We start from the raw sequence: 12,473 nt of genomic DNA, 5'->3' as shown, positions 1-12,473 counted from the left end.
GGCGACGGGCCCTTCGGCCTGCCCACACTCAGTTGAACCAGGTACCGAACATCGAGCTTTGCGACCGCCCCGCCAACCGCTTCCCCAGGTCGACCGCTTGCGCCTCGGTGAGCAGGCAGATGTAGTCGGTGACAGCCCGAGCGCAGCGAGCCTCCTTGTTGTCGTCGAAGGTCCCTTTCGCCTCACTGTCTCGCTTGATGTCGCGGTAGATCACGCGGAGATGGATGGGGATCTTCGGACTGTTCGGCGACTTCTCCAGACACATGAGCAACCTGTCGAAGAGCGAACCGATGATCCTCTTCTGGCCTTCCTGCTGGATGGCCAGCGGCGGCCTGTCGATCACGTAGAACCACGTGAGTTCCTTCAGCGCGGCGACCCGGTATTGACTCGTCTCGTCGATCTCCACAAAGGGCGGTTCGTCGACGAGCCGGACCGCCTCGACGAGCCTGGTGAGATGATTACTGGTGATCATGTTCATCTGAACACGATTCTCCCGGGTGTCCCAGCACTGCGACTTGAGGTTTTCGCCGAACTCGTCGACGATCACGTCGATCTGTTCCCGAAAGCGGTATTCGTTGAAGCCGAAATCCCCCTTCAGCCTGCGTCGGCCATGTTTCAGGATGCGCTTCTTGTCGATCTTGAGATTGTGCAAGGGGATCAGGCCCGCCCGGAAGTAGTCCTCGAGATCATGCGTCGCGTAGCTGATGTCATCGGCCCAGTCCATCAGAATCGCGTTCGCCGACCTCAGCTCACCGCGACAGGACTCCCTCGCCCACTCGAAGTCGTTCCGTTCGGTCTGATAAGCACCCCATTTCTCGCCGTAACCGCGGTCGGTCCACGACACCTGGGACTTGGCCGAATCACGCGGCTTGAGGCGCGGATACTTGAGGATGGCGTCCAACGTTGCCCGGGTCAGGTTGAGCCCCATGTGTTCCGTCTTCCGCCGCGCGAGTTTCGTCACCACGCGGAAGGACTGCGCGTTGCCTTCGAAGCCTTCCAGCCCCGCGATCTGGGCAAGACGCTCACCAAGGACCTCTTCGGCGACGTGCCCGAACGGCGGATGTCCGATGTCATGCGCGAGTCCCGCCGTCTCGACGACATCTTCGTTCAAATCCGATTCCGGCGGAAATCCCGCCTTCGGATCGTTCAATTGGCAGCGTAGGTTCTGCACGAGTCTTCGCCCCATCTGCGCGACCTTCAAGCTGTGCGTGAGCCGGTTGTGCAGCACCAATTGCTCACTGACCGCGGCAACCTGGGTCACCCCGGCCAGCCGCCGAAAAGCGGATGAATAGAGAACTCGATCCCGATCGCGCTGATACGCGTCCCGGTAGGTCTCCTTCTCCGGCACTTTGTGGCGCCGAACTCCGCCTAACGTCCCCTCCGACATGGTCGCCTCCTCGTCGTTTGCTCCAAGAGCTTCGAAAAGAAGGCGGACCACGGCAGGAAACCGTTAACGGCTTATCGAAGAGACAGATCCATCGGTACTCGTTCGCGACCGAACCGCAACCCGATCACTCCACCATCACCAGGTCCAGCCCCCGCAACCGTTCCCGATCCGCGATGACGTCGATCTCGCTGATCTTCCCGTCCACGAAAGCGAACGTGAGCACCACCGACGGCCTGCCCTCGTCGGCCATCACGAGTCCGATGCCACCGTTGACCAGCGCGAGCTGAGTGACGGCCGCCCGCACCGAAGCGGCCGCCGCACCCCGGGCCACCGTGTCGACACCGCGCAGGAAGATCGGCGCGCGCGACGGGCCTGCCGCCTTGTCGGCGCGGAGGACGACGTCGGGGTGGAGCAGTTCGAGTAGCGCTTCGAAGTCTCCGCCGCGGGCCGCGGCCAGGTAGGCGTCGACGACTTGGCGGCGTCGCACGACGTCCGGTTCCGTGGTGGCGGGGCGGCCTTGGACGCGGCGCCGTGCGCGGCTCGCGAGTTGCCTGGCGGCGGCCGGGGTGCGGTCGATCAGCGGGGCGATCTCGTCGAACGGGACGGCGAACATGTCGTGCAGGACGAACGCGAGCCGTTCGGCGGGCGCCAGTGTATCCAGGACCACCAGCATCGCGAGGCCGACCGAGTCGGCGAGCACCGCATCGGCGGCGGGGTCCACCGAGGAGTCGGCGGGCTCGGACGAAGCGGCGTCGAGCGGCTCTTCCTTCCGGTGGTCACGCGAGCGCAACACGTTCAGGCACACCCGCGCCACGACCGTGGTCAGCCAGCCGCCGAGGTTCTCGATCTCCTCGGCGTCGGTCCGGTTGAGCCGCAGCCACGTGTCCTGTACGGCGTCTTCCGCCTCACTGGCCGAGCCCAGCATCCGGTACGCCACCGCGCGCAACCTCGGCCGGTGCTCTTCGAATCGTTCCGTCAGCCGCTCCACCGCACTCCTCGCTCCCACAGAACCCCGGTCACATCTAACAACCACCGAGATCGTCGGTGAACCGCACACCCGAAGACCGGTAAGACGCGGCACGCTCGGCGGCCGCCTGAGGTGTCAGGACCTCGTTCTTCGCGTAATAGACCCAGTCCACCTGCTCCAGATAGGTGCTCGTCGCGCCGGCGTGCTGTGTGAGATCGAGGAACCACTGGTTGAAGTTCAGCGACATGGCCTGCCGCGGGTACACGTCGAACGGGCCACTTCGGTCGTGGTCGGCCACCAGCGTGCCGTCGATGTAGTACCGCACGTGGCCGTCGGACACCGTCGCGGCCACGGAGTGCCAGCCGTCGATGCTGCGGCGCTGCGCGTCGCTCTTGTTCTCGGCGTACCAAGGGTCCGGCGTGTAGGTGTGCCAGCTCGTCTGGAAATTGACCGGTCCCGCCTCACCCCATCCGCCGTTGGGCAGGTACTCCGAGAAGTCCAGTTCGCTGTAGATCGGGTCGTTGTCGTAGCGAAGCGGGCTGATGGTGAAGAACGTCTGGTTGATCCGGTCACCGTCGGGACCGGAAGCCGGCGCGTCGGAGAACCGGATCCGCGCCGCGTAGGTCCCTTCGAAGAACCGCCGGTCGGGCTGCATGATCTCGGTCTGCGTCGTGCCCGCGGGTGTGCCGTCGGTGGCGGAGGCCAGCTGCAGCACCTTGTCCCCGCCGGACGTCGGGAACGTGATGCCTTCCGGAGCCCATCGCGCGCCCGCGACGCCGGGTCCGCCACCACCCGAGCGCACCTGCCAGCCGTGCTGCCCGAGCAGTCCGTCGGTGTGCGAGGCGTAGTGGAAGTCGTCGAACAGCGCACCGCAAGCCGCCGCCCCGCTCGCGGTGGCCGGTGCCACCCCGAGCGCGGCGACCGAGAGGGCGGTGACGGCCAAGGTGGTGAGACGGAACTTCGGCATCGCTGTCTCCTTTACCACTGGTCAGTTTTTACCAAGGTCGCCCGCGAAAGTGGTAAAGTCAATAGGTCTAGACAAGTTGTCCACCAGCCAATTCGGTCCTACCACTGGCTAAGCTGTGCCTCATGCGGCGGACAGAGGTCAAGGAACGGCTGCGCAAGCTCATCGAGCGGCGGCAGCCGGGTGAGGTCCTGCCTTCGGAACGCGCGCTGAGCATGGAAATCGGCGTCTCGCGCCCCACCTTGCGGGCCGCGATCGACGAACTCGCGCGGGACGGCCTCCTTGTCCGCGAGCACGGCCGCGGCACGTTCACCGCGCCGCGCAAGATCTCCCAGGACCTCCTGCCCGCCACCGGCGGTGACCAGTTCGCCCCGCCCGCCGAGGGCGAGTGGACCAGCCGGGTGGTCGACTTCGCCATCACGACGGCGGGCGCCCGGCTCGGCAAACGGCTCGAGGTCTCCCCCGCCTGCCCGCTGGTGGCGGTCACTCGCGTCCGCATCGTCGAAGAAGCGCCGATGGCGATCGAGCGGATCCTGGTCCCCCGTGGCCTGGTGCCCGACATCACGCGCGCCGACTTCGAGTCCGGCTCGTTCTACGAGCTGCTCCGCACGCGGTACGAGATCTTGCCCGCGACGGCCGTGCAGGTCACCGAACCGACCGTCACCGACGCCGACGAATCCGGGCTGCTCGGCGTCCCGCAGCACTCCCCCGCGCTGCTGTTCGAACGCACCACCCGCGACCCGGGTGGCCGGGTGATCGAGTACACCCGCTCGATCTACCGGGGCGACCGCTACCGGATCACCTCACATCTGAAGTTCGACCACACCTCCGGCTGACTCCGGCGTGCCGGGGCCGCCCGCGCGAGAGTCCATGTCAGACTCCCGGGCGATGTACACCCCGTCCGATCTCGCCGACCTGCTCGAATGCGAGCACCGCAGCGTCCTGAACCAGGCGCTGGCCGCCGGTCTCCCAGGAGCGCCCCGGCCGGGTTCCGGGCCGGATCGGCTGGCGGTCACCCACGGGCGAGCGCACGAGGCCGCGACGCTGGACAAGCTGCGCGGCGAGCGGAGCGCCGTCGTCGAGATCGACGAACGGGACCCGGTCGTCGCCGCGAAGGCCACCGAAGAAGCGCTACGGGCCGGTGCCCCGGTCATCTACCAGGCCGTCTTCCACGACGGCGAGTTCTCCGGCCGGGCCGACTTCCTGATGCGGGACGACGAAGGCCGCTACGAGGTGTACGACACGAAGCTCGCCAGGCATGCGAAGCCGGCGGCCGTGGTGCAGCTGACCGCGTACGCCGACGCCCTGCGCCGGGTGGGGTGGCCCAGCGGCCCGCAGATGCACCTGCTGCTCGGCGACCACAGCACCCGCTCGTTCCGCGTCGACGACTTCCTGCCGCTGGTGGACCGGCTCCGCGCGCGGCTGGAGAACCGGCCGCCCACCCTGCCGGTCCGGCTGTGGGCCGACGAGCGGCCCGCGTGCGGCGGCTGCTCCTACGCCGCGCACTGCGCGAGCGCCCGTGAGGCCGACCGCGATCTTTCGCTGGTGGCGGGCATGCGCGGCGATCAGCGGCGCAAACTCGTCGCGGCGGGCCTCGGCACCATCGACGCGCTCGCGGCCGCCACACCGGAGGACCGGCCGCGTGACATCTCGGTGACGTCGTTCACCACGCTGCGCGCCCAGGCCTCGATCCAGGTCCGCCAGGACGACACCGGTGAGATCGCCTACGAGATCATCGATCCGGACGCACTGGCCGAACTGCCGCCGCCCGCGCCCGGCGACGTCTTCTTCGACATGGAGGGCGACCCGTACGCACTGGCAGGCGAGGGGCTCGAATACCTCTTCGGCGCGGTGACCGCCGAAGAGAACACGAAGTTCACGCCGTTCTGGGCGCACAACCGGGCACAGGAGAAACGCGCCTTCGAAGAGTTCATCGACTTCGCCACCGCAAGGCTCGCCGAGCACCCCGGTTCGCACGTCTATCACTACGCCCCGTACGAGGTCACCGCGATCAAACGGCTCGCCGCCGTGCACGGGACCCGCGAGGACGCCGTCGACCACCTGCTGCGCAGCGGCGGGCTCGTCGATCTGTACGCCGTGGTACGCAAGGCACTCCGGGTCTCGCAGCGGTCGTACTCGATCAAGTACCTCGAACCGCTTTACATGCCGGAGGCACGCGACGGCGACGTGAAGACGGCGGTTTCGAGTATCGAGGCCTACGAGGACTACCTGACGCTCACCGCCTCCGGCGAGACCGGGCAAGCGGACGAGGTCTTGCGCGGCATCGCCGACTACAACGAATACGACTGCGTCTCCACGCTGCGGCTGTTCGAGTTCCTGCACAAGATCCGCGCGGAAGAAGGGATCCCGCTCGCCGAGCCGCCGGAAGAGTCCGATGTGGACGCTCTGCTCCGCGAGACCGAAGCGGACGTCGCCGCGCAGAAACGCGCGGAACGCGCCGCGCAGCTGGCCGCGCTGGTCGATCCGCTGCTGGACGGGCTGCCCGACGATCCGGCCGGGTTCACCGGCGAGGACCGGGCTCGCGCGCTGCTGGCGGCCTCCGTCGGTTATCACCGGCGTGAGACGAATCCGGCGTGGTGGGAGTATTTCCGCCAGCTGGCGGCCCCGCTCGGCGATCTGGAGACCGACAACGCCTGCACCGTCCCGGTGGCCATGGAGGCCGGGGAATGGGTGCCGCCTTCGGGCCGGGTCCGCAAGGCCAAACGTTCGCTGACGCTCCGCTGCGATCCGGACCGGCCACATCCCTTCGCCCCCGGTGACGACGTCCGCCTGCGCTACGGTGCCGCCGCCCGGGACGCGAAGGTCGTCTCCGCCACCGCCGTCGAACTGACCCTCGAAGAGAGCTGCGCGCCCGACGAGACCACCGCGGACCGGCCCGTCGCGGTGCTGCCGGGAAGCCCGGTGCGGCCCTCCCCCAAGGACGACGCGGTCGCGGACCTCGCCAGGCTCGTCGTCGACGCGCTGCCGGCACTGCCCGCTCATCCCGGCGTCGACCTGCTCCGGCGCACGACGCCGCGGCTGCGTGACGACCGGCCCCTCCCCGAGCCCGGGACGGATCTGGTGAGCACGGTGATCGAGGCCGTCGAGGCGCTCGACGGCTCGGCACTCGCCGTCCAGGGCCCGCCGGGCGCGGGCAAGACGTACCTGGCCGGCAGGCTGATCGCGAAGCTCGTGCGCGCGGGCAAGACGATCGCGGTCACCTCGACCAGCCACAAGGCCGTGGAGAACGTGCTGTCCGCCGCGATGAAGAACGCGCCGGACCTGCCGTGCGCCAAACGCGCCAAGCGGACCCCGGATCCGGCGGCGCCGTGGGAGCAGCCGAAGACCAATCCCGCGCTGGTGAAATGGCGTGAGGAGCACGACACCGGCCATCTGGTCGGCGGGACCGCGTGGACGTTCGCGAACGCCGCGATCCGCGAAGAGCCGTTCGACCTGCTGATCATCGACGAGGCGGGCCAGTTCGCCCTCGCCGACGCGCTCGCGGTGTCGATGTGCGCCAAGAACCTCTTGCTGCTGGGCGATCCGCAGCAGTTGCCGCAGGTCGTGCAGGGCACACATCCCGCCGGTGCCGAAGCGTCCGCGCTCGGGCATCTGATCGGCGAGGCCGACATCATCCCGGCCGACCTCGGCTACTTCCTCGACGAGACCCGCCGGATGCACCCGGCCGTCTGCGCGCCGGTCTCGCGGCTGTCCTACGCGGGCCGCCTGCACTCGCATCCCTCGGCGGCCGAACGGGCGATCGACGGCGTCGAGGCCGGGCTGTACCTCGCCGAAGTCGACCACCACGGCAACACGACACGCTCGGTCGAAGAGGCCGAAGCCGTCACCGCGATCGTGGCGGATCTCCACGGGCGGGCCTGGACCGACCACGGCGAGCCCCGGCCGCTCGGCGACGAGGACATCCTGGTCGTGGCGCCGTACAACCTGCAGGCCAGGGTCGTGGCCCGCGCCCTGGACCAGGCGGGATTCCCCGGCGTGCGGGTGGGCACCGTCGACCGGTTCCAGGGCCAGGAAGCGCCGGTGGTGATCACCACGATGACCTCGTCGTCGGCGGTCGACCTGCCGCGTGGCCTGGACTTCCTGCTGTCCCGCAACCGGCTGAACGTGGCACTCTCGCGGGCACAGGCGCTCGCCATCGTGGTCTGTTCTCCGCGACTGGTCGAAGCCGACATCCGCACGGTCGACCAGATGCGCCTCGTCTCGGGCATGCTCGGGTTGATGACCGAAGCCGTGCCCTGGCACGAAGGACGGAGTGGACGATGAGTGAGAAGGACCCGGACAAGACGCCGGAAGTGATCGACGCCGAGATCGTCGAGGAAGCTCCCGCGGCGCCGGTGGAGGTCCCGGAGCCGGATTACAGCGAATCCGGGGTGCCTTCGTTCGACCACGTGCGGGACCGGATCGAGCAGCGGTACACGACTTCACTGGGCTCGACCGAACTCGCCGGCCTCGGCGGCAAGGAGGACGTGGCCTCGCTGGACAAGAAGATCGCCGATCGCGACAAGGCCGCCAAGGACAAGCTGGCCGAGATCCGCCGCGCGATGCGCGAGAAGTGAGCTATAGCGGGGTAAGCCGAACGTGGCGTGCCCCGGCGCGGGACCGGGCTGACTGACGGAGGCCGGGCCGCGCCCCAGCGTCCACAAGGGACACTTTTTCAAAAAGACTGTCCGACTTGGGTGGTTTGTGCGGTTTCGCGCCGGGGGTCGTGAGTGGCAATGAGGGTTCTAACCCTATTCGCCACTCACGACCCCACGCGGAACCGCACACAGCACCATCAATCGCACACCCAGTCCCCGAAAGATGTCCCTTGTGGACAGTCAGCAGGTAGCGAAGGCCTCCTTCGCTACCTTGAGGGTAGGCAAGGAGGCCTTCATGGCAGCGAGCCGAGCCACGTTGGCTTACCCTCAATAGCCCGAGGCCTGGCGCGCTGCGGCCGCCCAATGCGGCGAGCCCGCCTTCACCGCGATGGCGTGTGCCTGGCGGTAGTGTGCCGCGGCCGCTTCGTGGCGGCCGAGAGCGGCGGCCAGGTCGCCGAGGTAGTGCGCGGCCGGCCGGAGGGTGAGCATCCCGCTCCCGGCCCCGGCGATCTCTCCGTCGGCGGGAAGGAGTTCGGCATACAGCCGCTCCATCTCGGTCTGGTCGCCGACTTCGAGCGCGACGACGGCGTGCAGGCAGGTGCGGGCTTCATACAGCAGGTCGCGGGGCGAGTCCGGGATCGGGAGTACCGGACGGCACCAGCTTTCGTAAGCGCCGTAACTCTCTTCGCGCGCTTCACGTGGCAAGCCTCGCTGGAGCCGGTCGCAGAACAGCGCGAGGGCGAGGATCCCGTTGTCCACTCCGGACATCGACGTCCCGGCGAGCCCGGCCGCCGCGGCACGGTAGGCGGCTTCCCCGCCGGGACCGGTCATCGCGGTCCGCATCGCGCGATACCACCGGGTGAACACGGCGACGAGCGGAGCGCCGTACTTCTCCCCGAGTTCGTCCGCCGACGCGGCATGCCGGTCCGCGGCGGCGAAATCCGCGAGCGCGCTCTTCGCCTGCATGAGTACGAGATGTCCGAGCACCTCGAACGTCACCAGCCGGTGCCGCGCGGCGAGATCGACCAGCTCCTCGCCGATCTCGGCCCGCCGCGGCGCGAGCCCGGCCCGGTCGAAGGACTGCAGGAACCGGGCGTTGAGCGCGAAGGCCAGCAGTGCCGGGTCGCCGACGCGTCGTGCGAGTGCTTCGGCTTCTTCGGCCGCCTCACGAGCCCTTCGTCCGCCCGCGTTCCGCAGCTCGACGGCGAGCGTCGCCAGCAGACGGCAACGCTCGGCCTCCCGGTCGGCGGGAACCGCGGCCAGTGTCCGTTCGACGGCGTCCGCGATCCGCGAAGCCAGTTCCGGGTCGTCGCTTTCGGTCCAGATCGCGGGGACGTCGAAGGCGCCGATCACCCGCGCGGTCAGCAGCGGCTCGTTCAGCTTTTCCGCCAGTTCCAGCGCTTCGGCCCGATGCCGCCGGGCCTGGCCGAGGCCACCGGACACGGCCGACGCACGCGCGTTGCCCATGATCAGCTCCAGCCGCGTCTCCGTGTCGGAAGCGCCGGACCGGTCGTACGCGGTCAGCGCGGCGTCCCACAGCCTGGCCGCCTCCGCCGGCGCGAACCGGCGTTCCGCCCGTTCGGCGGCGGCCCGCGCGTAGTGCGCGGCGCGATCGGGGTGTTCCTCGGACAGCACGAAATGATGCGCCAAGGCGTCGACGTCGTCCGGGCGCAGGCTTTCCAGCGCCTCGGCGACCTCGCCGTGCTCGCGGGCCCGCCGCGAACGGGAAAGGTCGCGATAGAGCGTGTCCCGCACGAGAGCGTGCGCGAAGCGGAACCGATGCGGCGCCGTCTCGGTCAGAAATCCGCGCCGGGCCGCGCTTTCGACCGCGTCGAGCGCGGTTTCCCCGGTCAGGGCTTCGAGCAGGGCCAGGTCGACGTCCGTGCCGATCACCGCGGCGCGGCGCACCACGTTCCGTACGGTTTCCGGTAGTGCCTGGATCCGGTGCCGGACGACGTCGCGGACTCCGGGCGGTACCGCGTCCAGCGCGGCCGGCCCCTCGGTGGCCAGCAGGCGGGCGAGTTCCCGCACGAAGAAGGCGTTCCCGCCGGTGCGCCGGTGGATCACCCTGGCGGTCTCCTGGTCGACGTCCTCGCCGGTCGTGGCGCGGACGAGGTCCGCGATCTCGGTCTCGGGCAGCCCACCGAGGTAGATCCGGGCCGGCTCGGCACGGGCGGCCCGGCCGAGGAAATCCGCCAGCGGGGCAGGCAGGTCGGTGCCGCGGTAGGTCGCGACGATCAGCGAGGGGCCGCCGCCGGGCTCGGCGAGCACCGATGTCAGCAACGCCAACGTTTCTTCGCCCGCCCAGTGCAGATCGTCGAACACCAGCAGGAGTGGCGCGGCGCCGGTGAGATAGGACGCGACCGCCCGATGCCATCGCCAGCGCGCGGACACGGGATCTTCGGCGCCCCGGTCCGCCGTCGGCGCGGCGCCGTATCCGGCGTCGGCGAGCGTGGCGAGGATCCGGGTCCACGCCCAGGCGGGTGGCAGGCCCTCGTCGTCGGGATTGCCGCCCCACGCCGTGGTCCAGCCCCGCGCGGCGAGACGGGCGGAGAAAGCCTCGGTCAGCGCGGTCTTCCCCACCCCGGCGTCGCCCGAGATCAGCACCAGCCGGGACCTTGTCGCGGCTTCCTCCAGTTCGGCCAGTTCCGCCTGCCGTCCGACCAGCGGCCGTTCGGCCGGCTTGGGCCTGGACGGCTCCAGCCGGGGTGCCTGCGCCAGGATGTCGGCTTCCAGGTCACGAAGACCCGCGCCAGGATCGATGCCGAGTTCGTCGGCGAGGGCCTCACGCGCCGTTCTCAGCAACGCCAGCGCGTCACCTTGCCGTCCGGAGCGGTAAAGCGCCAACGCCAGCAGCCGGGAACCGTTCTCCCGCAACGGATGTTCGCGCACCTGCGGGTCCAGATCGGGAACCGCCTCGGACGCCCTCCCCAGCGCGAGAAGGGCCTCGGCGCGCAATTCCCGTGCCTGCAGCCGGAGTTCGGTCAACCGGGAGACCTCGCCGTGTGCCCAGCCTTCCTCGGCGAATTCGGCATACGCGGGACCGCGCCACAACGCGAGCGCGTTGTCCACTCGCGACAGTGCGGCGTCCGGGCGGCGGGCGTCGACCAGCTCGCGGGCAGCGGTCACCGCGGCCTCGAACTCCCAGGCGTCGACGGATTCCGCGCGCAGCGCGTACCCGCGGGCGACCGTGACGAGCAGCCGCGCGGGTTCCCGAGGCGCGCGATCCGGCTCCAGCGCGCGGCGCAGGGCTCCGACGAAGGTCTGGACGGCGCCGACCGCTCCTTCGGGCGGCCGCTCCCAGAGGTCGTCGACCAGGCGTTCCACCGGCACGACGCGGCCGCGGGCGATCAGCAGCCTCGCCAGCACCGCCCGGTGCCGCGGCCCCTTGAGCCCGACCTCGCCGCGCTCGTCGGCGGCCACGAGTGGGCCGAGCACTCCGAACCGCATCGTCACCTCCCTTGCTCACCGACGGTGATCATCGTGCCCGCAGTGCTCGTTCGCCGCTGACCGGGTGCTGATTCGCCCGCGGCACGCTGACCTGACAGCGAACGACCAGGAAGGTTCTCATGCGCATCACCGGATTCGACTACCAGCGCGTCCCCGCGGCGGACGGCGTGGCACTCAACGTCGCCGTCGCCGGGGCCGGCGACCCGATCGTGCTGCTGCACGGCTTCCCCGAGACCCACCTCATGTGGCGGCACGTGGCGGCGGATCTGGCGGCGGACCACCTGGTTCTCTGCCCCGACCTGCGAGGATATGGCGAAAGCGACAAGCCGGCCGACACCGGCGAGACCTACTCGAAGCGCACGATGGCGGCCGACGTCGTCGCCGTCGCGAAGGCGTTCGGCCACGACCGGTTCGCCCTCGCCGGCCACGACCGGGGCGCGCTGGTGGCCCTGCGGGCCGGACTCGACCATCCGGACAAGGTGAGCCACCTCGCGATCCTCGACGTGCTGCCGACCCTGGACATGTGGGATGTGCTGCACGGCACCAGCGCCGCCGTCGGCTTCCACCTCTACCTGATGGCACAGCCGCCCGGCCTGCCGGAAACCCTGATCGGCGCCGCGCCCGACGCGTTCTTCGGGCACTTCCTGGACGCGTGGACGCAGCGCGGCGACGTGATCCCGGCCGACGTCCGGGCCGCCTATCTGGAGGCGTCACGGAACGCCGTGACCTCGATCGTCGCCGACTACCGCGCGTCGGCGGGCATCGACGTCGAACACGACACGGCCGACCGGGAAGCGGGCAACCGCCTCACCATGCCGCTCACCGTGCTCCAGCAGGACTGGGGCGCCGCGCTCGGCTACGACGCCGTCGCGCTCTGGGAAGCGTGGGCGACGGACCTGGACCACCGGACGGTCACGTCGGGTCACTTCATGGCCGAAGAGTCACCGTCGGAGGTGGTGAAGGCGATGCGGGACCTACTGGCGCGCTAGCTGGCGTTCGTCGTCGGTACAGGTGGTCGTGGGGGGGGGGTGGGGGAGGGAACACCCAGGCCCGCGCCCCGACCACCCCCACCCGCCCCCCCCCCGCGCCCAGCGCCCGCGCCCCCGC

General features: G+C 69.7%; 8 protein-coding genes. 4 read left to right on the top strand and 4 right to left on the bottom strand.

Annotation, left to right across the window (positions count from 1 at the left end):
• Window positions 1-28: 28 nt before the first annotated feature.
• From ACZ5ZX_RS33950 to ACZ5ZX_RS33940, 3 genes are all read right to left on the bottom strand, one after another.
• Window positions 29-1,387: a deoxyguanosinetriphosphate triphosphohydrolase family protein gene (locus ACZ5ZX_RS33950; protein ID WP_465506074.1), complete on the bottom strand. Its 1,359-nt coding sequence runs from the start codon at window positions 1,385-1,387 to the stop codon at window positions 29-31.
• Window positions 1,388-1,511: 124 nt separating this feature from the next.
• Entirely contained in the window at window positions 1,512-2,375 is an 864-nt protein-coding gene (locus ACZ5ZX_RS33945; RefSeq protein WP_465506073.1) for a sigma-70 family RNA polymerase sigma factor, read from the bottom strand.
• Window positions 2,376-2,409: 34 nt separating this feature from the next.
• Complete coding sequence (locus tag ACZ5ZX_RS33940) at window positions 2,410-3,321, bottom strand: glycoside hydrolase family 16 protein (RefSeq protein ID WP_465506072.1); 912 nt, start codon at window positions 3,319-3,321, stop codon at window positions 2,410-2,412.
• Window positions 3,322-3,443: 122 nt separating this feature from the next.
• Between ACZ5ZX_RS33940 and ACZ5ZX_RS33935 the strand changes: the two genes are divergently transcribed.
• The 3 genes from ACZ5ZX_RS33935 to ACZ5ZX_RS33925 are packed head-to-tail and all read left to right on the top strand — an operon-like array spanning window position 3,444 to window position 7,895.
• The gene (locus ACZ5ZX_RS33935) at window positions 3,444-4,154 is read left to right on the top strand and encodes a GntR family transcriptional regulator (protein ID WP_465506071.1); all 711 of its coding nucleotides are present in this window, start codon (window positions 3,444-3,446) and stop codon (window positions 4,152-4,154) included.
• A gap of 52 nt (window positions 4,155-4,206) precedes the next feature.
• Window positions 4,207-7,602 (top strand): TM0106 family RecB-like putative nuclease, encoded by a 3,396-nt coding sequence (locus ACZ5ZX_RS33930; RefSeq protein ID WP_465506137.1) that lies wholly within the window; start codon window positions 4,207-4,209, stop codon window positions 7,600-7,602.
• Complete coding sequence (locus ACZ5ZX_RS33925; RefSeq protein WP_465506070.1) at window positions 7,599-7,895, top strand: hypothetical protein; 297 nt, start codon at window positions 7,599-7,601, stop codon at window positions 7,893-7,895. Before ACZ5ZX_RS33930 ends, ACZ5ZX_RS33925 begins: the two co-directional genes overlap by 4 nt.
• A gap of 348 nt (window positions 7,896-8,243) precedes the next feature.
• On the opposite strand, the gene ACZ5ZX_RS33920 is transcribed toward ACZ5ZX_RS33925, so the two are convergent.
• Window positions 8,244-11,366, bottom strand: a complete 3,123-nt coding sequence (locus tag ACZ5ZX_RS33920) for a BTAD domain-containing putative transcriptional regulator (protein ID WP_465506069.1) — start codon at window positions 11,364-11,366, stop codon at window positions 8,244-8,246.
• Between the two features lie 119 nt (window positions 11,367-11,485).
• Here ACZ5ZX_RS33920 and ACZ5ZX_RS33915 point away from each other — a divergent pair, with 119 nt between their 5' ends.
• Window positions 11,486-12,355, top strand: coding sequence for an alpha/beta fold hydrolase (locus ACZ5ZX_RS33915; RefSeq protein ID WP_465506068.1), 870 nt, complete (start codon window positions 11,486-11,488; stop codon window positions 12,353-12,355).
• Window positions 12,356-12,473 lie beyond the last annotated feature (118 nt).

The sequence above is a fragment of the Amycolatopsis sp. NPDC033938 genome, from assembly GCF_055575975.1.
This window is presented reverse-complemented; position numbering and strand designations above follow the sequence as displayed.

Coding starts and splice junctions, on each gene's coding strand:
- ACZ5ZX_RS33950 (WP_465506074.1), bottom strand. CDS start 1,387: ATGTCGGAGGGGACGTTAGGCGGAGTTCGGCGCCACAAAGTGCCGGAG.
- ACZ5ZX_RS33940 (WP_465506072.1), bottom strand. CDS start 3,321: ATGCCGAAGTTCCGTCTCACCACCTTGGCCGTCACCGCCCTCTCGGTC.
- ACZ5ZX_RS33935 (WP_465506071.1), top strand. CDS start 3,444: ATGCGGCGGACAGAGGTCAAGGAACGGCTGCGCAAGCTCATCGAGCGG.
- ACZ5ZX_RS33930 (WP_465506137.1), top strand. CDS start 4,207: ATGTACACCCCGTCCGATCTCGCCGACCTGCTCGAATGCGAGCACCGC.
- ACZ5ZX_RS33925 (WP_465506070.1), top strand. CDS start 7,599: ATGAGTGAGAAGGACCCGGACAAGACGCCGGAAGTGATCGACGCCGAG.
- ACZ5ZX_RS33920 (WP_465506069.1), bottom strand. CDS start 11,366: ATGCGGTTCGGAGTGCTCGGCCCACTCGTGGCCGCCGACGAGCGCGGC.
- ACZ5ZX_RS33915 (WP_465506068.1), top strand. CDS start 11,486: ATGCGCATCACCGGATTCGACTACCAGCGCGTCCCCGCGGCGGACGGC.